This window comes from Ruegeria sp. CF1, assembly GCF_056537445.1.
The window spans coordinates 22261-46097 of record NZ_JBQFRN010000013.1 but is presented as its reverse complement, the minus strand read 5'-3'; the positions used below and the strand labels follow the sequence as shown (position 1 = coordinate 46097).

Sequence of the window (23837 nt, the reverse complement as noted above, 5' to 3'; positions counted from 1 at the left end):
TCTTGCGTCATCCGACCTGACCCTTCGCTCGTTTGCGCATGGCTTCGGCAAACCGAATAGCAGCTGCAACGGGTCGGTAGTATTCTTCGGTAATTTCCTGTCCGATCCCGACGGTCGCGTGCAATGCGCGTGCTGTTGGTGGATCGGAATGAATAGGAATGCCTGCGTCTCCGGCCGTGGCCCTGATTGTTGCCGCGATTTCATCTACTCCTTTGGCGACGCAAACCGGAGCGCTGCCACTTGCACGCGACCATTTCAGCGCCACCGCATAATGCGTCGGGTTGACGATCACCACATCGGCCTTGGGCACATCCGCCATCATCTGATTGGTTGCTATGTCCTGCGCGCGTTGGCGACGCTGCTGTTTGACGTGCGGATCACCCTCGGAATCCTTGGTTTCATCCTGAATTTCTTTGCGTGACATTCTGTTTTTGCGAAGGTGTTCGGCATGTTGCCACAGATAGTCGATCACGCCGATCGCCAGCGCGATCATTATGGCGATAAACAGAAATTGGCTTAGTAAGTTCATCATCAACAGAATTGAGGATCTCGGAGCGGCTGCACTAGCTGTCAGAATCTCTGGCAGGTGGACGTGTAAAAATAGGGTCAGGCATGTTCCATAGATCAACAATTTAACAAAGCTCTTGGCGAATTCGAACAACCCGCCCCTGCCAAACTTGTTCTTTGCGTTTGAGACGATCGAGATGCGTGAACCGCGTGGTTTCAGCTTTTCCGGCGCGAAGATCAGTGCGCGCTGGGCGATCAGGCTGAGCAACACCGCGACTGCCGGTACGATAAACAACGCGGCGATTGGTGCCATAGTTGATCTCAGAATCCCAGCGACGGTGGATGTCGCGGGTCCGACGGTCAGCAAGCTTGCGAATTGATCTGATTGGTCGATCAAGACCACGAACACAGTCCCCAGATGCTCTGCCGTGAATTGCCCCGTGAGCAAAAGTGCGACGAGCAGTCCCATGTATGCAGCCACAACCGACAGATCATTGGACTTCGCCACCTCGCCTTGTTTGCGGGCTTTTTCCAGCTTTTGCGGGGTCGCCTCAAATGACTTATCACTGTCGTCGTCTGATGCGCTCATCGCAGCCCTCCAAGCGGGTTCTGGAGAAAGGTGAACAAAGCGTCAGACCAGGTTGCCAAGATCAATGGTGCCCCGGCGAAAAGCAGGAAAAGGCCTGCGAAAGTGATTGCTGGGGCACCGACAAAAGCGACCATGAGCCGCGGCATGGCGCGGTTAATTACGCCCAGTGCGAGGTTGTAGATCAGCGATGCGATGACAAAGGGCGTCGCCAGCGCAAAGGCCAGTCCAAAGCTGCGGGCGACTTGCGCAACGCCCCATTGCGACAGATCAGGCGCAGTTGGAAGCGCGCCCATCGGAAACAGCATATAGCTGTGGATCATGAACTGCGCTGCACGGATATGAAGGCCAAGCAATACCGCCAGCGCCAAGCCGGCCAGCGTCAGCAGATACCCCATCGCCGGGACAGGTTCTGCGGCCGCTCCGCCCAGGATCTGAGACAAGGATGTCGCTTGCGCCGCGATTGAACCTGCAGTTTGTAATGCAAGGACAAAAAGGCGCAACCCGATGCCGAGCATAAGACCGATCAAGACTTCGATGGTGATTAATCCAATCATTTTGTGAAAGCCCGGCATAACACCCGATGCGGGTATGGCGGGAATGACAATCATTGTGAAAGCAACTGCCACGCCCAGTTTGACCCGCACAGGGACGCTGCGTTCACCAAAGGCCGGTAGCAGCGAAACCAATGCGGACACACGAAGAAATACGGCGAACAGATGCCACAGGTTTTGCCCCAGATGTGGCAAAAGCTCTGACGGGACTGAGATCACGCGGGCACCGTTCCGACCAAGGCGGGGCGCGCCTCAAGCCCGATCTCTTCAAAAGACAGGACGGGGTTGGCGACGCCGCGCGCGTGCATAATGGTCCTGAGCAATCTGCGTCGGCGGGTCGTGGTTACGACCGCCGGGAACAACCCGTGATCTGCTGATTTTGCGACGCTATCGACAACTCCATCGGCCAGCTTATTGAACAGGTTGGGCGGTAGTGCCACGTCGATACCTGCGTTCGCGGCGTCGATCTGGTAGGTGGCAAATGTGTCCTCCCATTCCGGCGCGAGTTGGATCAGAGGGATCGAGCCGTCCTCGCGCTTCATGTCGGCAACCAGTTGAAAGCCCAGCCGCTGGCGGACCAGTTCGCAGATCCCTTCGGGCTGGGTGGTGGTCAATCGTGCTTCGGCCATGCTTTCAAGGATCAGCGCCATGTTTCGGATCGAGACCCGTTCGTCTAGCAACAGCCGCAGAACAGCATGCAGTGTGTCGATCGGCACCTTGTCTGGGATCAATTCGTCCAGCATTTTGCGGTTGGCTTCGGCTCGGGTCGGATCGCTGAGCCGCGTCATCTCGGACAGCAGGCGGCGAAGGGATTTCAGGGTCAAAAGGCGCGAGAAATTCTGTTTGATGATCTCCAGCAGATGGGTTGCCAGAATTTCAGGAGGGGTGACGATGGTGGCCCCATTCAGTGCGGCGACCTCCTGGTCCTTGGGCAATATCCAGCGCGCCGGGGCACCGTAGACGGGTTCGGTCACATCGGTGCCATCAGGTAGAAAGTCGTGCCCGTCCTGTACCAGTGCGAGCACGAGTTCAGAATTCAGAACACCACGCGCCTGTTCGACCCCTTGTACTTTGATCACATAAGTTCCGGTCGGAAGATCGGCGCGGTCAGTCAATCGAATTTCGGGCAGGATAAGCCCAAAGCTTGAGGCGACATAGGTCCGCATGTTGGCGATCCGCGCGTCAAGGCCGGTACCGGGGTTCAGCACCATGCTGACCAGATCAGGGGCGAATTCCAAGTGAACGTCGTCGAGGTCCAGGATATCACCGATAGCCTGCGAGACCGGAGTATCAGACTCGGCCTCGGGGGTCTGAGCCTCTGCCTCGCTGGCGTTGCGTTGTCTGAGGCCTGAATAAGCCGCATAGCCCAGCACCCCCGCCCCAAGAATGAACGGTAAGAACGGCAAACCGGGCACCAGGGCGAACAGCACCATCAGAACCGCTACGGTGCCCAACGCCGCCGGGTGGCGTCCAAGCTGCGAGAAGATCGCATTGTCGGTTGCACCCTGCGTACCGCCACGCGCCAACAGCAAGGCGGACGCAATCGAGATGATCACTGCTGGTATCTGCGATACCAACCCGTCCCCAACGGTCAGGATTGCATAGGTTTCGAAGGCGGACGATACCGGCATCCCATGCACGATGACCCCCATGACCAATCCCATCACGAGGTTGAGAAGTGTGATCAGCAACCCGGCAATCGCATCGCCTTTGACGAATTTCGACGCGCCGTCGAGCGAACCAAAAAAGGTGGTTTCCTGCTGCTCGCGCTCGCGCCGTTCTTTGGCTTGCTGGTGATCGATGGCTCCAGCCGACATGTCACTGTCGATGGCCAACTGTTTGCCTGGCATCCCGTCCAGCGCGAACCGGGCACCCACTTCGGCCATGCGGGCCGCACCCTTTGTGATGACCATGAAGTTCACGATCAGCAGAACGCCAAACACCACAAGGCCCAGAAAGATGCTGCCGCCCATGACAAACTGGGCGAAACCTTCGATCACGTCACCAGCGGCGTTGGTGCCGGTGTGCCCCTGACCGATGATCAGCTTGGTTGAGGACACGTTAAGCGACAAGCGCAACATCAGTGAGGCCAGCAGGATCGTCGGGAAGGATGAGAAATCCAGTGGCCGTTCGATGAACAGCGTCAATGTGAAGATCAGAATCGCCAGCGCAAAGGATGCCGCCAGCCCCACGTCCAGTACCCAGGCTGGCATGGGCAGGATCATCATCACGATGACCGCCATCAGCGCCAGCGCCAGCAGTATGGTCGGAGAGAACAAGGTGCGGGGATCGATACGGGGCACTATCTGCTCCTAATTGAAAGCGATAAAGGCGGTGGCTGTAGAGGTTTCGGGAACCAGTGACCCCAGCGCGTTCTGGCCGACCGGATGAGCGTTCAGCGGGATGAGTGGGCTGGCAGATGCGGTGAATGGATCGCGTTCGTGGGCTGTGCCCGAGCCATCCAGTTGCGCCAGGACGGTCTGAAAACGGTCAGAATATGAGGCCGCAAGGTGCTGCTTGCGCGAGTGGTAGGCCCCGACAGCGGCAGGCCATGATCCAAGTTCCGCATAAAGCTGGGCCAGAAACCGTGCTGCATAGGTTGCGTTTTCATCCGGATCGAACATCGCGTCGATCGAGCGAAAAGCCTTACCGTGCCAGCGATAGTTGATCTGAAAGCAACCGACGTCAAAGCTGCGTACACCGGATTTGAAGATGTCGAACACGTAAGACTTTGCCTCAACCTCGGAGGCAAACCAATATCCCTGTCCTTCACGATTGACGGTCCATGGCCAGGGTTCCAGAACCCCGTCCAGCGTGCGGCCTGTTTCAACGCGGGCAATTGCCTTTAGAACATCGAGCGGAACGTCTTCGGCCAGCGCAGCCCGTTGCGCTGCGCGGTCACAAAGAGCTGCCGTTGTCGCCGCGTCTGCGGCCTGCGCCAAAAACATAAGCGCCGCAATCAGGAGGTTTTGAATTGGCATTCTGCCGGTCCGGGATTCTGATCAGTCCGGGCCAAGCTATCCAGTTACCTGTTTACAGAGAGTTAGCGTGCCTTAGTTTCGATCAATCTTTCGACCGAAGACCACGCTGGTGTTGGTGCGCGACACGCCAGGGATGCGCGCAAGTTCATCGACCAGAATGTCGAGGTCTTCGATCCGTGGCGCTTCGGCGGAAAGCAGCAGGTCAAATTCGCCATTGATTGACAAACACAATTTGACCTCGGGATAAGCTTCAAGCCGCTTGATGATACGTGTGGTTTCTTTCTGCTGCACTTCAAGCAGAACGATGATCTGAACGCGTGGCGTATCTTCGGTTTCGTGCAGGACGACCGAGTAACCAGCGATGACGCCCCGCTCTTCCATTCGATTGATGCGTTCATGCACCGTTGTCCGTGCGACGCCAAGTGTTGTTGCAATGCGGGTCGTCGAGTCGCGCGCATTGTGCTGTAAGGCGGCGATGATGCGTCGATCAAGCTGGTCCATTACGGCTCCGGATTCAGGCGGTATAGTCCCGGTTTAGGGCAGTTTGGTGCCCGGGCTCAAGGCTGGTGCGGATAACGGGGATGCAGTTCATCAATGACAATCGGATGCGCATGAGGTTTTGGCCCAGACAGGTGGGGGTGATCCTGCGGGAGGTCAGGATGGCCGTGAACCACCGCATTGTCTTCGCGCCGTGGCCAGGCAATGAGCACAAGAACCAGACCCAGAATCGCGGCAGTTACCATTCCGGCCATCGCCACAGTTGCGCCAAATCGGGTCATCAGCCACCCGGCCAGGGGATAAAGCACCAGCCAGCAAGCATGAGACAGAGTGAACTGTGCGGCAAACACGGCGGGTCGATCTTCGGGGTGGGCGGATCGGGTCAGCAGGCGGCCCGAAGGCGTCAGCATGCTGGAATACCCAAAACCAATCAATAGCCATGTCGTTGTCAGCAAACCTAATGTCATCGGCAGAGTGACAGATAGCAGCGCTGCCACCGCCATGGTGCCCGTCGCCAATGATGCGCCACCCAGCATGACGCGACGCTCTGGAATGTGATCAAGAAGGCGTGGCAGTGCAAATGCCGCGAGCATCGAACCGCCGCCGAACCCGGCCAGCGCGACGGCAACGGCGCTTTCAGAAAGACCAAGATCGCCGCGCACGATCACGACCGTGTTGACGATGACCATCGAACTGAGCGCGGCCGCGCTCCAACTCAGCGCCAGCAGGCCGCGCAGGCGCGGGGTCTTAAGGTAAATCCGTATGCCGCGCGTGGTGCGGTCGTAGATGCCGCGCGGCTGGGTTGGTTTGGGTGAGGGTAGGGTTGCAGACACTACAAGCAGGGCCGAGGCGACAAAACCGATACAGGTGCCCAGAAACAGGCTGTCGAAACTGACGAACAGCAGCAAGGTGGCAGCCAGCATTGGGCTCAACAGGCTTTCCAGATCGTAAGCCAGCCGCGACAGGGACAGGGCTTTGGTATAGTCCTGTTCGTTGGTCAGCACATCCGGGATGGTGGCCTGAAACGCGGGTGTAAATCCGGCTGAGGCGGATTGCAGCACAAAGATCAGCACGTAGACCTGCCAGATTTCGGACACGAAAGGCAGGCAGAGCGCAACCACAGCGCGCACCAGATCCAGTGCGACCAGCATCCGGCGACGATCCAGCTGCTCGGCAAAGGCAGCAGCAAGCGGGGCAACGGTGACATAGGCGATCATTTTGATCGTAAGAGCGGTACCAAGGACCATCCCGGCGGCCTCTCCGGCCAGATCAAAGGCTAACAGCCCCAAGGCAACCGTCGCCAGCCCGGTTCCGGTCAGCGCCACGATCTGCGCGGCCAGCAGATGTCTGTAAGTGCGGTTTCTCAGGATGCTGAGCATTGTCGGAATTTCTCAATCGCGGTGTCGCATCCATAGTTCTCGTGTTGGCCATAAGGTCAAGGGTGCCGCTTTTCCAAGGACGGCGTTGAGTTTGCGGGCCAAACCGCCTATCTCGGGGCCGAAAGCGCACAAAGGACAATTCCGTGGCGAACCATCTGTATAAAAATGACCTGCCGGACGGGTTGGATTTGGGCCCCATCGTGGCCATTGACTGTGAAACCATGGGGTTGAACCCGCATCGAGATCGCCTGTGCGTAATCCAGATGTCAGGAGGGGACGGCAACAGCCATATCGTTCAGGTCGAGATTGGGCAGACGCAGGCGCCGAACCTCTGTGCGATGCTGGAAAACCCGAATGTTTTGAAGCTGTTCCACTTTGGCCGCTTCGATATTGCTGCGATGTATCACACCTTCGGCGCTTTGGCCGCCCCGGTCTATTGCACCAAGATCGCCAGCCGGTTGGTGCGCACCTATACTGATCGTCATGGTCTTAAGAACCTGTGTCAGGAACTGATTGGCGTCGATATCTCGAAGCAGCAGCAGATGAGCGATTGGGGCGCTGAAACGCTGACTGATGCCCAGTTGGACTATGCGGCATCGGATGTTTTGTACCTGCACCAACTGCGGGATGCACTGGACGGACGTCTGGCCCGCGAAGGCCGCACCGAAATGGCGCAGGCGTGTTTTGACTTCTTGCCAATGCGTGCGAAGCTTGACCTCGCAGGCTGGCCCGAAACTGATATTTTTGCGCACTCATGACTGACACCGAAGCATTCCTCAGAACCGCCCGGCAGGTCGTTACCGACGAAGCCCGCGCATTGGAGGTCCTTGCCGAAAGCTTGGACGAGCATTTCGCCGAAGCCGTGCAACTGATCCTGCAGGCCACTGGCCGCATCATTATCAGTGGTATCGGCAAATCCGGCCATATTGGCCACAAGATCGCGGCGACTCTGGCCAGCACTGGTACGCCCGCCTATTTTGTCCATCCCGCCGAAGCCAGCCATGGTGATTTGGGCATGGTCTCGAAAGGCGATGTGGTCCTTGCGATCTCGAACTCAGGTGAAGCGCCGGAACTGGCGAACTTGCTGGCCTTTACGCGTCGCTTTGGAATTCCGCTGATCGGGTTGTCGAGCAAGCCGGAAAGCACCTTGATGAAACAGGCGGATGTGCATCTGCTGATCCCGTCGCTGGGAGAGGCCTGTGGTTTTGGGATGGTGCCTTCAATCTCGACGACGCTGACACTGGCGATGGGCGACGCGCTGGCGATTGCGCTGATGAAGTACCGGGATTTCAAACCCGAAGATTTCCGCGCTTACCACCCCGGTGGAAAGTTGGGGGCGCAACTGTCTACTGTGCGTGATCTGATGCATGAAGATTTGCCCTTGGTGACCGCTGGCACCCCGATGAGCGAGGCGCTGCTGGTCATGAGTCAGAAGAGCTTTGGTGTTGTGGGAGTCACTGATCAGGCAGGTCGTTTGCTGGGTATTGTGACCGATGGCGACCTGCGCAGGAACATGGACGGGCTATTGAGCAAAAACACCGAAGAGGTGATGACCGAAAATCCAATGACCATTGCGCCAAGTGCTATGGCGGAGGAGGCGGTTGCAATCATGAACGATCGCAAGATCACGTCACTCTTTGTGGTTGATCCTGACACAAATGGCCCAGCCTTGGGTCTGCTGCACATACATGACTGTCTGCGTGTAGGATTGGGTTAGGAAGATGGCTGAAGTTGATCGCCATTCCCGATGGGTGCAGTTCCTGAAGGTACTGCTACCGCTTGTGGCGATTTTGTTGCTGTCTTCTGTCTTTCTTCTTTCTCGCAGCGTCGACACCAATGTCTCGGTGCCGTTCAGTGATCAGGATATTGACGACCGGCTGACAGACCAGGTGGTCACGCGGCCCGACTATAAAGGTGTCACCCGCAAGGGCGAGGAAATCCGCGTCGAAGCCCGAAGGGCCAGTCAGGGTGGCGATGGCGACACACCGACGGCAGCCGAAGTGCAGGGCCGCTTTGGACTAAGCAATGGGGGCGAGATCACACTCGAATCCAACACAGGCATCATCAGGCCAGACAAGGGTACTGCAACGTTTGCAGGGGATGTGGTCATCACCACCAGAGACGGCATCCAGGTCACCACCGACCTGTTGAATACGTCACTGGATGAAATACGTGGTGATAGCCCTGGCCAGATTGACGGAACCGGTCCGATTGGCGACTTTACTGCCGGAAGAATGGTGTTTGGGACCGAAAAAAAGGACGGTCCGGTTCATATTCTTTTTACAGGCGGCGTGAAGTTGATATATGAGCCGCAAAAAGCAGAAAGATAACTTGTGTTCGATTTACGTGTCGCCTTTTTGTGTCTAGCCGTGGCTGTCGGAGCCACACCTGTTTCTGCACAAGAGGCTCAGGTGGCGTTCGGCTCTGTCAATGCCGACCCGACGCTGCCGGTCGAGGTGACGTCCGAGACATTGAACGTGAATCAGGAAGATGGATCGGCCGAGTTTATCGGCAACGTCATTGTCATCCAGGGTGAGATGCGCCTGACGGCAGACCGGGTTCTTGTCATCTATAACGAAGAACGCTCGGCCATCGAACGGATGGAGGCCACCGAAAACGTGGTTCTGGTCAGTCCGCCCGACGCAGCCGAGGGCGATTGGGCAGAATACACCATCGACTCCGGCGTGATTGAGATGAAGGGCAACGTGTTGCTGACGCAGGGCCCAAGTATCATCAGCGGCGACGAGATGATTGCAAATCTGACGACGGGAACTGCGACGATGTCAGGGCGTGTCAAAACCATTCTGCAACAAGGTGGCAACTGATGAACCGGCCCGAACTCTCCATCGCTGAAGGTTCTTCTGGTCTGAAGATCGAAAAGCTACGAAAGTCTTATCGCAAGAAGACCGTCATTCGCGATGTGTCCATGGAATTGAACCGCTCCGAGGTCGTGGCGTTGCTAGGCCCGAACGGATCGGGCAAGACCACCACTTTTTATTCTGTCGCCGGTCTGGTTTTCCCCGAAGCGGGCACGGTCACGATTGATGGGCAGAGCGTCACGACCCTGCCGATGTATCGTCGTGCACGGATGGGGATCGGATATCTGCCGCAGGAGATGTCGATTTTCCGCGGGATGAGCGTTGAAGACAACATCGCTTCGGTTCTAGATATCACGGTTAAACATGCCCATCGCCGCAAGGAGCGGCTGGAAGAGCTGCTATCGGACTTTTCCATCGAACACCTGCGCCGAGCGCCTGCATTGGCATTGTCCGGCGGGGAACGCCGCCGGGTCGAAATTGCGCGCTGTCTGGCCGCCGATCCGAAATATCTGCTGTTGGACGAACCATTTGCGGGTGTCGACCCGATCAGTGTCGGTGATATCCGGCATCTGGTGGCCGATCTGAAAAAGCGTGGCATCGGAGTGCTGATCACGGATCATAACGTCCGGGAAACGCTGGAGATTGTGGATCGGGCTTATATCTTGCATGACGGCCAGGTTTTGATGTCAGGCACGCCCGATGAAGTTGTCGAAAACGAAAATGTTCGCCGGGTCTATCTGGGTGAAAACTTCCGTATTTCATAAGGTTGTGCGGAGATGCGCCTGATGCATGACGGAAATCACGTATATACACACCTGTTTTGATTGACTCTTCCCTCACCTCTTGGCTCAATTGGCATATGGCATTTCTTCGGTTCCAAACTGGATCTCGATCTCCCTTCGTTGAAGGGCCGGGCCAACGGCAACCGCAGAACATGCCGATACCCCCCACCCGATAAAAACAAGTCAGTCGCGTTACGCGACGTCAGAATGGGTGTGAATTGTGAAGGAGATCACATGCGTTACCAAATCAGCGGAAAACAGATCGACATCGGTGCGGCCCTGCAGACCCATGTGCAGACCGAACTGGGCGAGGTCGTGGGCAAATATGCCCAGCGGCCTACAGACGCCAACGTCGTCTTTTCCCGTTCGGCGCATGAATATGTATGCGAAACCACCGTGCATCTGTCGACCGGCCTGACCGCACAGGCCAAGGCGCACGCGACCGAGATTTACGCGGCATTCGAAGGCTGCTGCGACAAGATGGAGACACAACTGCGACGCTATAAGCGCCGCCTGAAAGACCACCACAAGGATCGGTCCGAGCCGGTTGAACTCTTTGGCGCGTCCTCTTATATCCTCGCCTCTGACGAATCGGAGACGGCAGACGAACCCGAATCGCTGCAGCCTATGATCGTGGCTGAGATGGAAACCAAGATCCCATCGCTCAGTGTTGGTGAAGCCGTCATGCAGATGGAACTCGCTGGTGCTCCGGTACTGGTGTTCCGAAATGAGAACAAGGACGGATTGAATGTCGTTTATCGCCGCGAGGACGGCAATATCGGTTGGATCGATCCGTAACAGGCAAGACTAATCGGCCTGCCCCCGAATAGCTGGGGGCACGGCTTAGGAGCAAAATGATGGAGCTTTCGAGCATTCTAAAGCCAGAAGCGGTGCGTGTACTGTCCGCTGCTTCCAGCAAGAAGCGTTTGTTTCAGGAAATTGGCGATGTGGGCGCCGCGACGCTTGGGCTGGATGCTCAGACGATCGTAGACAGCCTGCTTGAGAGGGAGAGCCTTGGCCCAACTGGTGTTGGACATGGTGTTGCACTTCCGCACGCACGGCTTTCCGAACTAGAATCGGTTTCGGGTGTGTTTGTCATGCTGGAAAAGCCCATCGACTTCGGCTCGGTCGATCGTCAGCCGGTCGATTTGGCGTTTTCCCTGTTTGCGCCAGAAGAGGCGGGGGTTGAACACCTTAAGGCGCTGGCGTTGGTCTCGCGCACGCTGCGCGAGCAATCGGTCTGCGCCAAGCTGCGGGCCAACCCTGACCCGGTAAAGCTGTATGCCATTCTGACTGAAGCGCAATCGATGCAAGCTGCCTGATTGGCCCACTTATCAACAAAAAAGCCCCCGATTTGTCGGGGGCTTTTTTTGTTTCTTTATCTGGCGTGATCAGCCGCCGGATCCCATCTCCAGCGTCCACCAGATCTTGCCACCGCCTTCTTGGTGCCAGGCGAATCCCATCTGGGTGGCGCGCGGGTCCATGATCACGGCACGAGGACCGGGTTCCTGCATCCATGCGGCCAGCGTTTCGGTCTCGGTCTCAAAGGTTTCCGAGATCGCTTCACCCAGGAATGTACCGAAGTAACCGGCGCGCGCCGCGCGATCCAACGGAGACGAACCGTCCGAACCGAAATGCCATGGCCGATTCTGTCGCGCCATGTCTTTCGCATGAGTGGCGGCAGCTGCATTCAGTTGCGAGTTCAATTGGACCTGTTGCAGGCCAGATGCCTGCCGCAAGGCATTCACCGAATCCAGCATTCTAAACTGCAGCTTTTCAGGGTTGCCACGAATTTTGTACACGGATGGCAGCGGCCTGCCATCGGCGCCAATAGCGGATGTGCCCGAATCGGTACATGCCGCAAGTGCGACAAAACAAATCGCTAGTAGAGAAAGAATACGTGTCATGATCGGCCTAAATATTGTGTCGAGAAGGGAAATAGCCTGCTTGACCGCCCGGAGCAAACCTACAATGCCCCAACCTTGCGTGATTCTGCCGGTTTGATTTGCGACTGAAGCATTCTGGCCATAAAATGCCTTAGATTTTGCATTTGCTGTTAGCAGAGGACCGATCTCCATGGTCAAGAAACATATTCTTACTTCGACGCGCCGGGGATTCCTGGCCGGTGCAACCGCCAGCTTGGCCTCGCCTGCGTTGGCTCAGTATATTCCGGGCGACCCGCTACGCCCCGCCCCGGAACCGGAAGCTCCGGTACGCCGCAATGTGTCTGGATTCCGCGCGCTGGACTGGCAGCCCTATTTTTCGAACACAAGAAACGGTGCCATTCTGGTGGATACCGTATCCAGAGCGCTGCATTATTGGTCAGATGATCAATCCGTATACAAACTGTACCCCTCTTCGGTGCCTCTGACCGAGGAATTGACCCGTCGCGGACGCACCAGTGTCATTCGCAAGGTGGAAGGCCCAAGCTGGTCACCGACGCCATCGATGAAGAAGCGCAACCCTGAATGGCCGGATTATATTCCGCCGGGTCCTGATAACCCGCTGGGAACACACGCTTTATATCTGAGCTGGAAGTATTATCGCATCCATGGCACCCACGATACGCGTAAAATTGGACGCCGGTCGTCGAACGGGTGCATTGGCTTGTTCAACGATGACATCGCCGAACTGTTTTCTATGGCTAAGGTCGGCACGCAAGTGTTGCTAATTTGACGACATTTTCGCGCACGAACCCGCTTGCGGGACAAGTTGCAATTGCAATCCGCCTGCATTGCTGATTAGAAAAACTCACGAGGTAAGTCTTAGATGCGTGGTTTCGCTATTGGGAATCGCGCAAATTCTGGAGGTTAATATGAAGAAACTCGTTCTCGCTGCTGCTCTGACCGCTGCTGCTTCGACCGCATATGCTGGCAACCTGGAAGAGCCGGTTGTTGAAGCACCTGTTGTTGTCGAAGAGACCCAAGGTTCGTCGCAGGGCATCATCCTGCCGCTGATCCTGCTGGTTGTTGTTGCCGCAGCTGTTGCAGCAAGCTAAGTCGACGAGACTTTATGCACTTAAAAGGCGGTGGTGCAAACCACCGCCTTTTTTCGTGTCTGGTGAAAGCGCGCGATTAGTCTAACCAACCACGCAGATTGTCTTCGATCACCTTGCTCAGCGCGGCGATATGCGAATCATCGTCGTTAAGGCAAGGGATATAGGTGAACGATTCACCGCCTGCCTCTTCGAAGCTCTCTTTGATCTCTTCGTTGATCTCTTCCAGCGTCTCAATGCAATCGGCAGAGAAGGCAGGTGCGATGACGGCGATGTTCTTCTTACCCTGACGCGCCAGATCAGCCACGTGATCGACGGTGTAGGGCTTCAGCCATTCTTCCGGTCCAAAGCGCGATTGAAAGGTCGAGATCAGCTGATCATCCGTCCATCCCAGACGCTCTTTCAGTAGCCTTGATGTTTTCACGCATTGGCAGTGATATGGGTCCCCTTGCTGCAAATAGCGCTGGGGCATCCCATGATACGAGCAGACCAGGACATCCGGTTTTGTCTCCATATCTGCATAGGCGCGCTCGACAGAGCGCGCCAACGCATCGATATAGGCAGGTTCGTCGAAATAGGCCGGAACAGTTCGGCTGGCAGGCTGCCATGTCTCTTTCATCAACGCGCGGAAGAACTGATCATTTGCTGTAGCAGTCGTGGCACCGGCGTATTGCGGGTAGAGCGGGAAGAACAGGATGCGATCACAGCCTTCTTCTACCATCTCTCGGACCTTCGACGGAGTTGAAGGATTGCCGTAGCGCATGCAAAAATCCAGCATCACCCGATCGCCATACCGCTGCTGCATCGCTGCGCGCAGCTTGGCAGTCTGATCTTTGGTGATCGTCATCAACGGGCTTTCGCCCTTATCGTGATTCCAGATTGACTTGTACGCCTCACCCGAACTGAAAGGCCGCTTGGTCAGAATGATGCTTTGCAGAATCGGCTGCCACTTCCACGCCGGGTAGTCGATCACGCGCTTGTCCGACAGGAACTCGTTCAGATACCGCCGCATAGGCCAATAACTGTAGTCATCTGGAGTTCCCAGATTAGCCAGCAGGATGCCGACGCGGCCCATCTTGACCTTGGGATGGTCTGCAGGGGCATGGGTTGGACGAGTGGCATCGAACATTGAAAGCTTCCTGATTTGTGGTGTCTGGCCTGAGATATAGGGAAAAGGCCGGTCGTCAATCGGGCAGTTTGCCCTCATCCGTACCTAGCGCATCAGCCAGCCGCATCTTGGCGGATCCCGGACGCAAAGGTTTGGGTTGGCTGTCATCGGGGGCCCAGCCCGTCAGACAGATCAATTCAAATGTTGCCGCCAGGCGGCCCTGTGGCGATTTGTAATGTCCGGCATAGATGTCTTCCGCTTTGTCAAAAACAGCACGTCGGGTCGCGTGTTTCAGGCGATCGGCCAATGCATTGGTTTCTCCCATTGCACGCAGATCACGCATCAGATGCAGCAGATCGCGGTATTCCGCAGACAGTGTCGCCTTGTCGGCGACGGGCAAAGCCAGCCCGGCCCGCTGCAGCAGCCCCCCCAGATCACGAAGCTCGGCCATGGGAGCAATACGGGGGCTGAGACCGCCAGTCACCTCGATCTCGGCTTGACCCAAGGCCGCGCGTAATTCCTTTAGGGTGTCGCCTCCTAAACATACCGCTAACAGCAATCCGTCGGATTTTAGGGCGCGATGGCATTGGATCAGTTGGCCGACCGGGTCGTTTGCCCAATGCAGTGCCATCGCATGTATCAAGAGATCATGCTCTCCTGGAGTTAGGTCGAGAACATCTTCATCCCTGATCACCCGGGCCTCGGGCCACAACCCCTCCCAGATATGAGGGAAGGGCGTCACGACGGCGGGTGCCTGAAAGGTTTTGTTAACCATGGACAGACGATCCTGCACTTCGTCGACAGCGGCATGGTGCAGGAAAAGCGCGTCGTCCCGCGCGCGGCTGCGGTGAAGCGCAAGGACGGCGCGGTCAAACAGAGAGGGTGTAGTGTCGGACGGAAGCTTCATAAGCCGCAAGTATCGCATTCGTCAGGGGATGCAAACCGCTGTCGAGATGATCTACCCACCGCGTTGCCTGTCCTGCGGAGCACTGACCGAATCCGATTTCGGCCTCTGCGGCGCATGCTGGCGCGACACGCCGTTCATCGGTGGCACCGTCTGCGAAAGCTGCGGCATGCCACTTCCCGGCGCGCAGGACGGACACCGGATTGAATGTGATGACTGCCTCAGGGCACCACGCGCGTGGCAGCATGGTCGGGCAGCGTTGCTGTATCAGGGGCGCGCGAAGGCACTCATACTTGCCTTTAAGCACGGGGATCGGCCTGAGTTGGCCCGCCCTGCCGCACGCTGGATGGCTCAAGCCGGGCACGAGCTGTTGCGCCCGAACATATTGATCGCGCCGGTACCGCTGCACTGGACCCGGCTGATCAAGCGTCGCTACAACCAATCGGCGCTTCTGGCGCAGCATCTGGGCCGGCAAACGGGGTTGAGTGTCTGCCCCGATCTTCTGGTTCGCACGGTCCGCACCCCTGTTCTGGACGGAAAAACTGCGGTTGAGCGATCCCTTGCGTTGTCCAACGCCATATCCCTGCACCGAAAACGTGCTCCCATGATCAGAGGCCGGGATATTCTTCTGGTCGATGATGTTATGACCTCGGGTGCGACGTTGGACGCCTGCGCGCGTGTCTGTCGCGCGTCAGGGGCAAATCATATTTTCGTGTTGGTACTGGCGCGCGTTGCCAAGGATGCCTAATTCGCCCAAGAATGTGCGAAACCCAAAGGGACGGAATATGAAGCCGGTAGAAATCTACACCTCGCCGCTGTGCGGCTTTTGTCATGCGGCCAAGCGGTTGTTGAAACAGAAAGGCGTCGAATTCAAGGAAATCGACGTGCTGATGCATCCGAAACGCAAACCTGAAATGATCCAGCGCGCGGCAGGAAAACGCACTGTGCCGCAGATTTTTGTGGGCACCACCCATGTTGGTGGGTGCGACGATCTTTACGAGCTTGAACGTCAGGGCAAGCTGGACCGCCTGCTGGCGGCTTGATGAAAACCGCTTTGCTGCAGATCACCGCGTCGGATGATCCGACCGAGAATCTGGACATGGTGCGAACCATGATGGCCGATGCAGCTGCGCAAGGTGCGCAGTTCATTCTGACGCCTGAAGTCACGAATTGCGTCTCAACCAGCACCACTCGGCAGCGCGAGGTTTTGCAGCATGAAGAAGACGATATCACTCTGGCGGGCCTTGGCGAACAGGCCGCCAATTTGGGTGTGTGGCTGCTCATCGGTTCACTAGCGATCAAAACGCATGATGCCGATGGCCGCTTTGCCAACCGTAGCTTCATGATCGACCCGCAGGGGCAGATCGTGGCGCGGTATGATAAGATTCACATGTTCGACGTGCAGGTCACGGAATCCGAGACCTTCCGCGAATCGAAGAACTACCGCCCCGGTCAGAAAGCGGTGATTGCCGACACCGATTTCGATAAAGTCGGACTGACCATCTGCTATGATATTCGATTTCCCTACCTGTATGCCGCTTTGGCGCAGGCAGGCGCGCGGATTCTCACTGTCCCGGCGGCGTTTTCGCCGGTCACTGGTGCGGCCCATTGGGAAGCGCTGCTACGCGCGCGGGCCATTGAGACCGGCTGCTGGGTGCTGGCTCCGGCACAAACGGGTGAGCACCCTAAAACTCGTGGCAAGACGCGATATACACACGGCCACAGTATGGTTGTCGCCCCGTGGGGAGAGGTGCTGATCGACGCAGGCACCGATCCGGGCATTCACTTTTTTGATTTGGATGATAGGTCTGTTACAGAGGCGCGACGACGCGTGCCTTCACTAACACATGTCCGCCCCTTTGACGGACCCTGATCCAGAACCGGACCATGACTGACGAAAAAAATGCCCTTGCGGTCACGCTGTTCAGCGAGATCCTGACCGCCGATCAGCTATTGCGCAACCGGCTGAGCCGGGTGCTGCCCAAGGGCATGGAAATCTCGCATTTCTCGGTGCTGAACCATCTGGTGTTTGTCGGCGACGAGCGCACCCCGGCGCAACTTGCCAACACGTTCCATGTGACGCGCGGGGCGATGACCAACACTTTGGCCAAGCTGGAATGGGCCGGTTATATCCACATCCGCCCCGACTGGGACGACGCCCGCCGCAAGATGGTCGCCATCAGCCCCGCAGGCCGACGCGCACGCGATCAGGCGATTTCCTCGATTGCCCCGCTGATCAACCGCGTGGTCGGAGAGCTGGGGCTGGAGCGGGTGCGCAGCACGCTGCCCGTGCTACGGGATTTGCGGTTGCAGTTGGAGGGGGAGTAGGGGCTTTACGCCAACTGCGCCAAAGGATCGTAAAAGATGACGGATGAAATTTGGGTTTCAGACATTACCGTCGGGATGGACCTGCAGAGGCCATTCCGGGCGCTTGTCCCCGATGATTTTCCTGAAGAACCAAGTGAACGCTTCAAGGCCTTCAGGTGGCAACCCGGATCAGGTTATCATGCGAATCTGTATCGTTGGCAGCGCCACGGGGAGCCGCTGGAGCAGCAGGATATCTTGCCGGATTTCTTTCAAGAGGTTGCTCCTGAAGATCATGATTTTGAGCCTCACTACGGGAAGTATTCTCCTGTAATCACTTTGTTTGGAATTCTGGCGATCCGATCAGATGTGGCTGATATCCTCAAAAATCTCGAATTAGGGCAAGGGGGGCTTTATCCCGTCAACCTGTTCGAAAGAGACAAGATCACACCGATTGAGCAGGACTACTCGATCCTGTGGATCGCAAACAAATCCGGCACGCTGAACATTGCTGAGTCAAAAAGTCTTCGACGAGCCCGACCCGACCGGGATGACCTTTTTCGACTTCCTGAATGGAGGGATGCCAAGCCCGGGGACGTTGTCTGCAATGCAGATGCGGCGTCCGGGATCGACATTTGGCGCGACCCGGGCGTACCACATCGCGTTTTTCTAAATGGGCGTCTCAAACGCTCGTTGGACGAAGCTGGTTTTGCCTCAGCGTTTTACCTTCACCGTTTAGCCGTAAAATAATCAAGCGTAGGATGGGTTTTAACCCATCGCTTAAGATCGAAAACGCTTGCAAGATGGGTTGAAAACCCATCCTACCTAGGCTTCACACTCGCCGTCACGTAATTCACGCTCAAATCCCGGTCCGAGATCGACCAGCTCCACAGGATCGGGTTGAAAACGAACCCCTTACGGTCCACCGGGTCCAGCCCGGCCTGGCGCAGCAGGTCGAACAGTTCATCGGGTGTGATGAACTTGTTCCACTCATGCGTGCCGCGGGGCAGCCAACGCATGACGACCTCGGCCCCGAAAATGGCCATGGCATAGGATTTCGGATTGCGGTTGATGGTGGAGCAGATCAGCAACCCGCCGGGTTTCAGAAGTTGTTGCGATGCAGTCAGGAAACCCAACGGGTCGGCCACATGCTCGACCACCTCCATGTTCAGCACGACGTCGAACTGTTCACCTGCGGCGGCCATATCCTCGGCGGTCGTGTGGCGGTAGTCGATCTGCAGGCCCGATTGTTCGGCATGGATGCGCGCGACGGGCAGGTTGCCCTCAGCAGCGTCGGCGCCGACGACTTCGGCCCCAAGGCGGGACATGGGTTCGCTCAGCAACCCTCCGCCGCAGCCGATATCGAGAAGGCGTAGGCCCTCGAATGGCTTCGCGACTTTGAGATCACGGTCAAACTCACCTGCGATCTGCTGTGTGATATAATCCAGACGACACGGATTCAGCATGTGCAGAGGTTTGAATTTCCCATGCGGGTCCCACCATTCTGCGGCCATCGCTTCGAATTTTGCGATCTCTGACGGGTCCACTGTGTTCGGATGCGCTTGCATTCCTGTCTCCGTGTGCTCTTTTACGCTTAAGGACTATATAGGGCCATAATGGACAAGTACCCGGACCAAAAGCGCGCAGTTCAATATCTGTACCCGCCGATCGATCCATTCGATCAGCGCGTGGTCGATATGGGCGATGGGCACCGTATATATGTGGAACAATGCGGTAATCCCAACGGGATTCCGGTGGTGATCCTGCATGGTGGGCCGGGCGGCGGCTGCAGCCCGGCGATGCGACGTTATTTCAATCCGGATGCCTATCGGGTGATTCTCTTTGATCAGCGCGGATGTGGCCGGTCGCGGCCAACCGCGTCGGTCGAAAACAACACGACATGGCATCTGGTGGCGGATATCGAGCGTCTGCGCAAATTGTTCGACATCGAAGATTGGATCGTCTTTGGCGGCAGCTGGGGCGCGACACTGGCATTGATCTATGCCCAAACACATCCAGATCGGGTAAATCGGCTGGTATTGCGCGGCGTGTTTCTGGCCACACAGGCCGAGCTGGACTGGTTTTATGGCGGTGGTGCGGGCAAATTCTGGCCTGAACAATGGGCCAAGTTCACCTCTCTCTTGCCCGAACATGAAGTAAATGACGCAATTGCGGCCTACAACAAGCGCCTGTTTTCGGGCGACCGCGCGACCGAGATCCTGTATGCTCGCGCTTGGTCACATTGGGAAAACGCTTTGGCCTCGATCCACACCAACGGGTCGGTCGGGGAAAGCCCCGGCGAATACGCGCGAACTTTTGCGCGGCTTGAGAATCACTATTTCACGAACAAGGCGTTTCTTGAGTATGACGGGCAAATTCTGGATCAGATGGACCGGATTGCCCATATTCCCGGTCATATCGTTCAGGGACGCTATGACATGATCTGCCCACCGCAGGCTGCATGGAACCTGTCCGAGCGCTGGCCCAATGTCGAACTGAAGATGGTGCGGCAGGCCGGTCACGCCCTGTCAGAACCGGGCATCAGCGCGGAACTGGTTCGGATCATGGATCGCGTGTCGGAGGAAACGGTATGACTCGCATCGACCGTCGCGCATTATTTGCCTCGGGCGCCGCCGCCGCTTTGCTGGCGGCGACAGGAGCGTCTCTGGCCGATACGCCGAAACAGGGTGGCACCTTGCGGCTGGCGGTGCCACGCGACAACAGTCTGGAACAGGTGGCTCGGGGCGCAGTCTTTGACAGCCTGACCGAGATCGCGCCCGATGGTACCCTGCGCGGAGAGCTGGCTACAAATTGGCAGACAGATGCTGATGCGCGGGTCTGGAACTTTGATCTGCGCGATGATGCTGTGTTCCACGATGGCACCAAGCTGGACGTGAACGATGTTCTAGCTGTACTGGAAGATATTGGTCAGGCCGAGGCCATTGCACCTGATCGTGTGCAGTTGCAATTGGCTGAGGGCAACCCGGGACTACCATTCTTGCTGGCTGGGTCACGGTTTGTCATTGCGCGAGGGGGCGTGACGCCACTGGCTCTGGCCAACGGCACAGGATGCTACCGGGTTGAGCGGGCCGAGGATGAACGTCATTTCCGCGCACGCAGGGTGTCCAATCACTACAAAAGCGGAACGGCAGGATGGGTCGATACGCTTGAGATTATCGTGATCCCGGACGCCGGGGTGCGGGCCGAAGCATTGCGCGATGGATATGTAGATATCGCAGCGCTCCCGGCTGGTGAGGAGCTAACCGCGCAACGCGGGCTGCGATTTCATCCGTCTGAGGCCGAGATGGCGTTGGCAATGGCCTCTCATGTCGGTATGCCGCGCCAGATCAGCCGGGCTGCGCTGGATGATGGGCGCATCGCCGAACGGTGGTGGCTGGCGTAAATTTGATCACGATTTGCGCCGGGGGTTGCAGACTCAGGAACTCCTGCGTATATGCAGTTGCAACAGCGGCGCGTCGGACTTCTGGTCCGGGGCTCCACCGGAAAATTCGACGGGCCGCGCGCCCGTTTTTTTGTGCCCGATAACAGGGTAGAGAACCTGAATGACAAACGACCTGATAGCCAAAGCTGCCATCGACCGGCGACTGGCCGAGATCATCACCCCTGTGATCGAGGATCTGGGGTATGAGCTTGTTCGCATTCGGCTGATGAGCGGCAAGACCACCACGATGCAGATAATGGCAGACAAGCCCGATGGCGGAATCGAAGTGGATGACTGCGCCGAGATTTCCAATGCGGTCAGCGCCACGCTGGATGTCGAAGACCCCATTTTGGACGCCTACACGCTTGAAGTTTCCAGCCCTGGAATTGACCGTCCTCTGACCCGTCTCAAAGATTTTGAGACGTTCGAAGGGTATGAGGCCAAGATCGAAACCGCAGAACTGATCGACGGTCGCCGCCGCTTCAAGGGCGAATTGGCCGGGATCGAAGGGGATGAGGTTCTGATCAACATCCCCGAGGGAGACGAGACCATTACCATCGGTCTGCAATTTGACTGGCTGAGCGACGCCAAGCTGGTTCTGACCGATGACCTGATCAAGGAAATGCTGCGCCAGCGCAAAGACGCTGGTGCCCTGAACGAAAACGCTTTCGACGAGATTGAGACCGAAGGGTCCGAAGAGGAGACGAACTGATGGCAATCACCTCAGCCAACCAGCTGGAGCTGCTGCAGACCGCCGAGGCCGTGGCCCGCGAAAAGATGATCGACCCCGGTCTGGTTGTCGAAGCGATGGAAGAATCGCTCGCCCGTGCCGCCAAGAGCCGTTACGGCGCCGAGATGGACATCCGCGTCAGCATCGACCGCAAGACCGGCAAGGCGACCTTTACCCGTGTCCGCACCGTGGTCGAGGATGAAGAGCTTGAGAACTATCAGGCCGAGATGACCGTCGAGCAGGCCAAGCAGTACATGGAGGCGCCAGAGGTTGGTGACGTCTTCGTTGAAGAAGTCCCGCCCGTGGAAATGGGCCGTATCGCTGCTCAGTCCGCCAAGCAGGTCATCTTGCAAAAGGTTCGCGAAGCCGAGCGTGATCGTCAGTACGAAGAATTCAAGGATCGTGCAGGCACCATCATCAACGGTGCGGTCAAGCGTGAAGAGTTCGGCAATGTGATCGTCGATCTGGGCGGTGCCGAGGCTGTTCTGCGCCGCAATGACAAGATCGGTCGCGAAAGCTATCGCCCGAACGACCGTGTGCGTGCCTACATCAAGGAAGTCCGCCGCGAGGTTCGTGGCCACCAGATATTCCTGTCGCGCACTGCGCCGGAATTCATGGCTGAGCTGTTCAAGATGGAAGTACCGGAAATCTATGACGGCATCATCGAGGTCAAGGCCGTTGCTCGTGATCCCGGCTCGCGCGCCAAGATTGCCGTGATTTCTTATGACGGCTCGATTGACCCCGTCGGCGCTTGTGTTGGTATGCGCGGCAGCCGCGTGCAGGCCGTTGTGAACGAGCTGCAGGGCGAAAAGATCGACATCATTCCGTGGAACGAAGATCAGCCGACTTTCCTTGTCAACGCTCTGCAGCCCGCCGAAGTTTCAAAGGTGGTTCTGGACGAAGAAGCCGGCAAGATCGAAGTTGTGGTTCCCGAGGAGCAACTGAGCCTCGCCATTGGCCGTCGTGGTCAGAACGTGCGTCTGGCCAGCCAGCTGACCAATCTGGACATCGACATCATGACCGAAGCCGAAGAATCGGCGCGCCGTCAGAAAGAATTCGAGGCTCGTACCCAGTTGTTCATGGAAACGCTGGATCTGGACGAATTCTTCGCTCAGCTGCTGGTTTCTGAAGGCTTCACCAACCTCGAAGAAGTGGCATACGTTGAAATCGACGAACTGCTGGTCATCGACGGTGTGGATGAAGGTACCGCGCAAGAACTTCAGACACGTGCACGCGAATTCCTGGAAGCTCAGGCCAAGGCGGCGCTGGATGCAGCCCGTGCGCTGGGTGCCGAGGACAGTCTTATTGAATTCGAGGGCCTGACACCCCAGATGGTAGAGGCGCTGGCCAAGGATGATGTGAAGACTCTGGAAGACTTCGCAACCTGCGCCGACTGGGAACTGGCCGGTGGCTGGACCACGGTCGATGGCGAACGCATCAAAGATGATGGTGTACTGGAGCCCTTCGGCGTGACGCTGGAAGAAGCGCAGGATCTGGTCATGACCGCGCGCATCATGCTGGGCTGGGTTGATCCGGCCGAGCTGGAGCAGGCCGAAGAAGACGGCGAAGCAACCGATGAGGAGGTCGAGGCCTGATCTCAGGCCTCGGGTGGCTGACATGGGTCGCGGTGGCGTCCATAAGGATCGGTCGGAAGGCCCTGAACGCAAGTGCATCGCCACGGGCGAGGTTCAGCCCAAATATGGCTTGATCCGCTTTGTGACGGGGCCGGATGGTCAGGTCTTTCCCGATGTCGCGGCGAAATTGCCGGGGCGTGGGGTTTACGTGGCGGCGGATCGTGCGGCGCTGGACAAGGCGGTGAACAAGAAACTGTTCTCGCGCGGGTTTAAGGCACAGGTGAGTGCCGCCAAGGACCTGACCGATGAGGTCGAGAAACAGGTGGCGCGTCGTGTGATCGAACTGATCAGTCTGGCGCGCAAATCCGGAGATGCGGTCGCCGGGTATGAAAAGGTCAAGTCTTGGCTGGACCGGGAAGAGGCCCAGGTTCTGATTCAGGCCTCAGACGGATCGGGGCGCGGCAAGTCGAAACTCAGCACGCCGCACTTCGGGAAATACATCGGCTGGCTGACCGCAGACGAGCTTGGGGCGGCATTTGGGCGCCAAACCGTGATTCATGCGGCCTTGGCCTCTGGCGGACTCGCCAAACGTGTTGTAGAGGAAGCGCAGCGCCTGCGTGGCTTGCGCGAAAAGGATGACGGCGGCAAGGGCCGCTCGGAAGGGTAAGAAGCTT

At 57.4% G+C, this 23837-nt stretch carries 29 protein-coding genes; 19 read left to right on the top strand and 10 right to left on the bottom strand.

All coding sequences use genetic code 11. The annotated features are described in order from the left end of the window. Positions 1 to 7: 7 nt before the first annotated feature. From flhB to ACRZ96_RS18385, 6 genes are all read right to left on the bottom strand, one after another. Positions 8 to 1096: a flagellar type III secretion system protein FlhB gene (flhB, locus tag ACRZ96_RS18410; RefSeq protein ID WP_480814913.1), complete on the bottom strand. Its 1089-nt coding sequence runs from the start codon at positions 1094 to 1096 to the stop codon at positions 8 to 10. Further along, complete coding sequence (locus tag ACRZ96_RS18405; RefSeq protein WP_480707570.1) at positions 1093 to 1866, bottom strand: flagellar biosynthetic protein FliR; 774 nt, start codon at positions 1864 to 1866, stop codon at positions 1093 to 1095. The genes flhB and ACRZ96_RS18405 overlap by 4 nt, the downstream gene beginning before the upstream one ends. After that, positions 1863 to 3950, bottom strand: a complete 2088-nt coding sequence (flhA, locus tag ACRZ96_RS18400; protein ID WP_480707571.1) for a flagellar biosynthesis protein FlhA — start codon at positions 3948 to 3950, stop codon at positions 1863 to 1865. Before flhA ends, ACRZ96_RS18405 begins: the two co-directional genes overlap by 4 nt. Before the next feature lie 9 nt (positions 3951 to 3959). Next, a complete protein-coding gene (locus ACRZ96_RS18395; RefSeq protein WP_480814912.1) occupies positions 3960 to 4628 on the bottom strand; it encodes a lytic transglycosylase domain-containing protein in 669 nt (222 codons plus the stop codon). Positions 4629 to 4700: 72 nt separating this feature from the next. Continuing rightward, entirely contained in the window at positions 4701 to 5129 is a 429-nt protein-coding gene (locus ACRZ96_RS18390; protein WP_480707573.1) for an Lrp/AsnC family transcriptional regulator, read from the bottom strand. A gap of 56 nt (positions 5130 to 5185) precedes the next feature. After that, entirely contained in the window at positions 5186 to 6505 is a 1320-nt protein-coding gene (locus ACRZ96_RS18385; RefSeq protein WP_480707574.1) for an MFS transporter, read from the bottom strand. 143 nt (positions 6506 to 6648) lie between these two features. On the opposite strand from ACRZ96_RS18385, the gene ACRZ96_RS18380 reads away from it, so the two are divergent. From ACRZ96_RS18380 to ACRZ96_RS18350, 7 genes are all read left to right on the top strand, one after another. Beyond that, on the top strand, positions 6649 to 7263 hold the full coding sequence (locus tag ACRZ96_RS18380; protein ID WP_480707575.1) for a ribonuclease D: 615 nt from the start codon (positions 6649 to 6651) through the stop codon (positions 7261 to 7263). Beyond that, positions 7260 to 8222, top strand: coding sequence for a KpsF/GutQ family sugar-phosphate isomerase (locus tag ACRZ96_RS18375; RefSeq protein WP_170395309.1), 963 nt, complete (start codon positions 7260 to 7262; stop codon positions 8220 to 8222). The genes ACRZ96_RS18380 and ACRZ96_RS18375 overlap by 4 nt, the downstream gene beginning before the upstream one ends. Before the next feature lie 4 nt (positions 8223 to 8226). Next, on the top strand, positions 8227 to 8835 hold the full coding sequence (locus tag ACRZ96_RS18370; RefSeq protein ID WP_170408672.1) for an LPS export ABC transporter periplasmic protein LptC: 609 nt from the start codon (positions 8227 to 8229) through the stop codon (positions 8833 to 8835). Positions 8836 to 8838: 3 nt separating this feature from the next. Beyond that, positions 8839 to 9330 (top strand): LptA/OstA family protein, encoded by a 492-nt coding sequence (locus ACRZ96_RS18365; RefSeq protein WP_255611996.1) that lies wholly within the window; start codon positions 8839 to 8841, stop codon positions 9328 to 9330. Further along, a complete protein-coding gene (lptB, locus tag ACRZ96_RS18360; RefSeq protein WP_170395315.1) occupies positions 9330 to 10088 on the top strand; it encodes an LPS export ABC transporter ATP-binding protein in 759 nt (252 codons plus the stop codon). Before ACRZ96_RS18365 ends, lptB begins: the two co-directional genes overlap by 1 nt. 252 nt (positions 10089 to 10340) lie before the next feature. Then, on the top strand, positions 10341 to 10904 hold the full coding sequence (hpf, locus tag ACRZ96_RS18355; RefSeq protein WP_039541074.1) for a ribosome hibernation-promoting factor, HPF/YfiA family: 564 nt from the start codon (positions 10341 to 10343) through the stop codon (positions 10902 to 10904). Between the two features lie 59 nt (positions 10905 to 10963). After that, positions 10964 to 11428 carry a PTS sugar transporter subunit IIA gene (locus tag ACRZ96_RS18350; protein WP_170395318.1) on the top strand — a complete coding sequence of 155 codons (465 nt, stop codon included), beginning with the start codon at positions 10964 to 10966 and terminating at the stop codon, positions 11426 to 11428. Positions 11429 to 11497: 69 nt separating this feature from the next. On the opposite strand, the gene dalA is transcribed toward ACRZ96_RS18350, so the two are convergent. Then, entirely contained in the window at positions 11498 to 12013 is a 516-nt protein-coding gene (dalA, locus tag ACRZ96_RS18345) for a divisome-associated lipoprotein DalA (protein WP_255611997.1), read from the bottom strand. Positions 12014 to 12182: 169 nt separating this feature from the next. On the opposite strand from dalA, the gene ACRZ96_RS18340 reads away from it, so the two are divergent. Both ACRZ96_RS18340 and ACRZ96_RS18335 read left to right on the top strand, forming a co-directional pair. After that, a complete protein-coding gene (locus ACRZ96_RS18340) occupies positions 12183 to 12782 on the top strand; it encodes a L,D-transpeptidase (protein WP_170395325.1) in 600 nt (199 codons plus the stop codon). Positions 12783 to 12921: 139 nt separating this feature from the next. Further along, on the top strand, positions 12922 to 13104 hold the full coding sequence (locus tag ACRZ96_RS18335; RefSeq protein WP_010442520.1) for a hypothetical protein: 183 nt from the start codon (positions 12922 to 12924) through the stop codon (positions 13102 to 13104). A 76-nt stretch (positions 13105 to 13180) separates the two neighbouring features. Here ACRZ96_RS18335 and hemH read toward each other — a convergent pair whose 3' ends face one another. After that, positions 13181 to 14230, bottom strand: a complete 1050-nt coding sequence (hemH, locus tag ACRZ96_RS18330) for a ferrochelatase (RefSeq protein WP_480772280.1) — start codon at positions 14228 to 14230, stop codon at positions 13181 to 13183. Between the two features lie 55 nt (positions 14231 to 14285). After that, a complete protein-coding gene (locus ACRZ96_RS18325) occupies positions 14286 to 15116 on the bottom strand; it encodes a methyltransferase domain-containing protein (protein WP_480772281.1) in 831 nt (276 codons plus the stop codon). A gap of 28 nt (positions 15117 to 15144) precedes the next feature. Between ACRZ96_RS18325 and ACRZ96_RS18320 the strand changes: the two genes are divergently transcribed. From ACRZ96_RS18320 to ACRZ96_RS18300, 5 genes are read left to right on the top strand one after another with little or no spacing between them, the layout of a single operon-like run. Beyond that, the gene (locus ACRZ96_RS18320; protein WP_480707598.1) at positions 15145 to 15861 is read left to right on the top strand and encodes a double zinc ribbon domain-containing protein; all 717 of its coding nucleotides are present in this window, start codon (positions 15145 to 15147) and stop codon (positions 15859 to 15861) included. 37 nt (positions 15862 to 15898) lie between these two features. Continuing rightward, positions 15899 to 16156 (top strand): glutaredoxin 3, encoded by a 258-nt coding sequence (gene grxC / locus ACRZ96_RS18315; RefSeq protein WP_170395334.1) that lies wholly within the window; start codon positions 15899 to 15901, stop codon positions 16154 to 16156. Continuing rightward, complete coding sequence (locus ACRZ96_RS18310; RefSeq protein ID WP_170515687.1) at positions 16156 to 16986, top strand: carbon-nitrogen hydrolase family protein; 831 nt, start codon at positions 16156 to 16158, stop codon at positions 16984 to 16986. Before grxC ends, ACRZ96_RS18310 begins: the two co-directional genes overlap by 1 nt. A 14-nt stretch (positions 16987 to 17000) precedes the next feature. Then, positions 17001 to 17441: a MarR family winged helix-turn-helix transcriptional regulator gene (locus tag ACRZ96_RS18305; protein WP_170395340.1), complete on the top strand. Its 441-nt coding sequence runs from the start codon at positions 17001 to 17003 to the stop codon at positions 17439 to 17441. Positions 17442 to 17477: 36 nt separating this feature from the next. Next, the gene (locus ACRZ96_RS18300) at positions 17478 to 18167 is read left to right on the top strand and encodes a hypothetical protein (RefSeq protein WP_480772282.1); all 690 of its coding nucleotides are present in this window, start codon (positions 17478 to 17480) and stop codon (positions 18165 to 18167) included. Between the two features lie 71 nt (positions 18168 to 18238). Here ACRZ96_RS18300 and ubiG read toward each other — a convergent pair whose 3' ends face one another. Further along, complete coding sequence (ubiG, locus tag ACRZ96_RS18295) at positions 18239 to 18985, bottom strand: bifunctional 2-polyprenyl-6-hydroxyphenol methylase/3-demethylubiquinol 3-O-methyltransferase UbiG (protein WP_480707579.1); 747 nt, start codon at positions 18983 to 18985, stop codon at positions 18239 to 18241. A gap of 48 nt (positions 18986 to 19033) precedes the next feature. Here ubiG and pip point away from each other — a divergent pair, with 48 nt between their 5' ends. The 5 genes from pip (at position 19034) to ACRZ96_RS18270 (ending at position 23830) form a co-directional block, all read left to right on the top strand. Beyond that, positions 19034 to 20011, top strand: coding sequence for a prolyl aminopeptidase (pip, locus tag ACRZ96_RS18290; RefSeq protein WP_170734143.1), 978 nt, complete (start codon positions 19034 to 19036; stop codon positions 20009 to 20011). Beyond that, on the top strand, positions 20008 to 20820 hold the full coding sequence (locus ACRZ96_RS18285; RefSeq protein ID WP_170734142.1) for an ABC transporter substrate-binding protein: 813 nt from the start codon (positions 20008 to 20010) through the stop codon (positions 20818 to 20820). The genes pip and ACRZ96_RS18285 overlap by 4 nt, the downstream gene beginning before the upstream one ends. A 160-nt stretch (positions 20821 to 20980) precedes the next feature. Next, entirely contained in the window at positions 20981 to 21571 is a 591-nt protein-coding gene (gene rimP / locus ACRZ96_RS18280; protein WP_010442531.1) for a ribosome maturation factor RimP, read from the top strand. Continuing rightward, positions 21571 to 23184, top strand: a complete 1614-nt coding sequence (nusA, locus tag ACRZ96_RS18275) for a transcription termination factor NusA (protein ID WP_170423355.1) — start codon at positions 21571 to 21573, stop codon at positions 23182 to 23184. The genes rimP and nusA overlap by 1 nt, the downstream gene beginning before the upstream one ends. A gap of 22 nt (positions 23185 to 23206) precedes the next feature. Beyond that, positions 23207 to 23830 carry an RNA-binding protein gene (locus tag ACRZ96_RS18270; RefSeq protein ID WP_170395356.1) on the top strand — a complete coding sequence of 208 codons (624 nt, stop codon included), beginning with the start codon at positions 23207 to 23209 and terminating at the stop codon, positions 23828 to 23830. Positions 23831 to 23837: the final 7 nt, after the last annotated feature.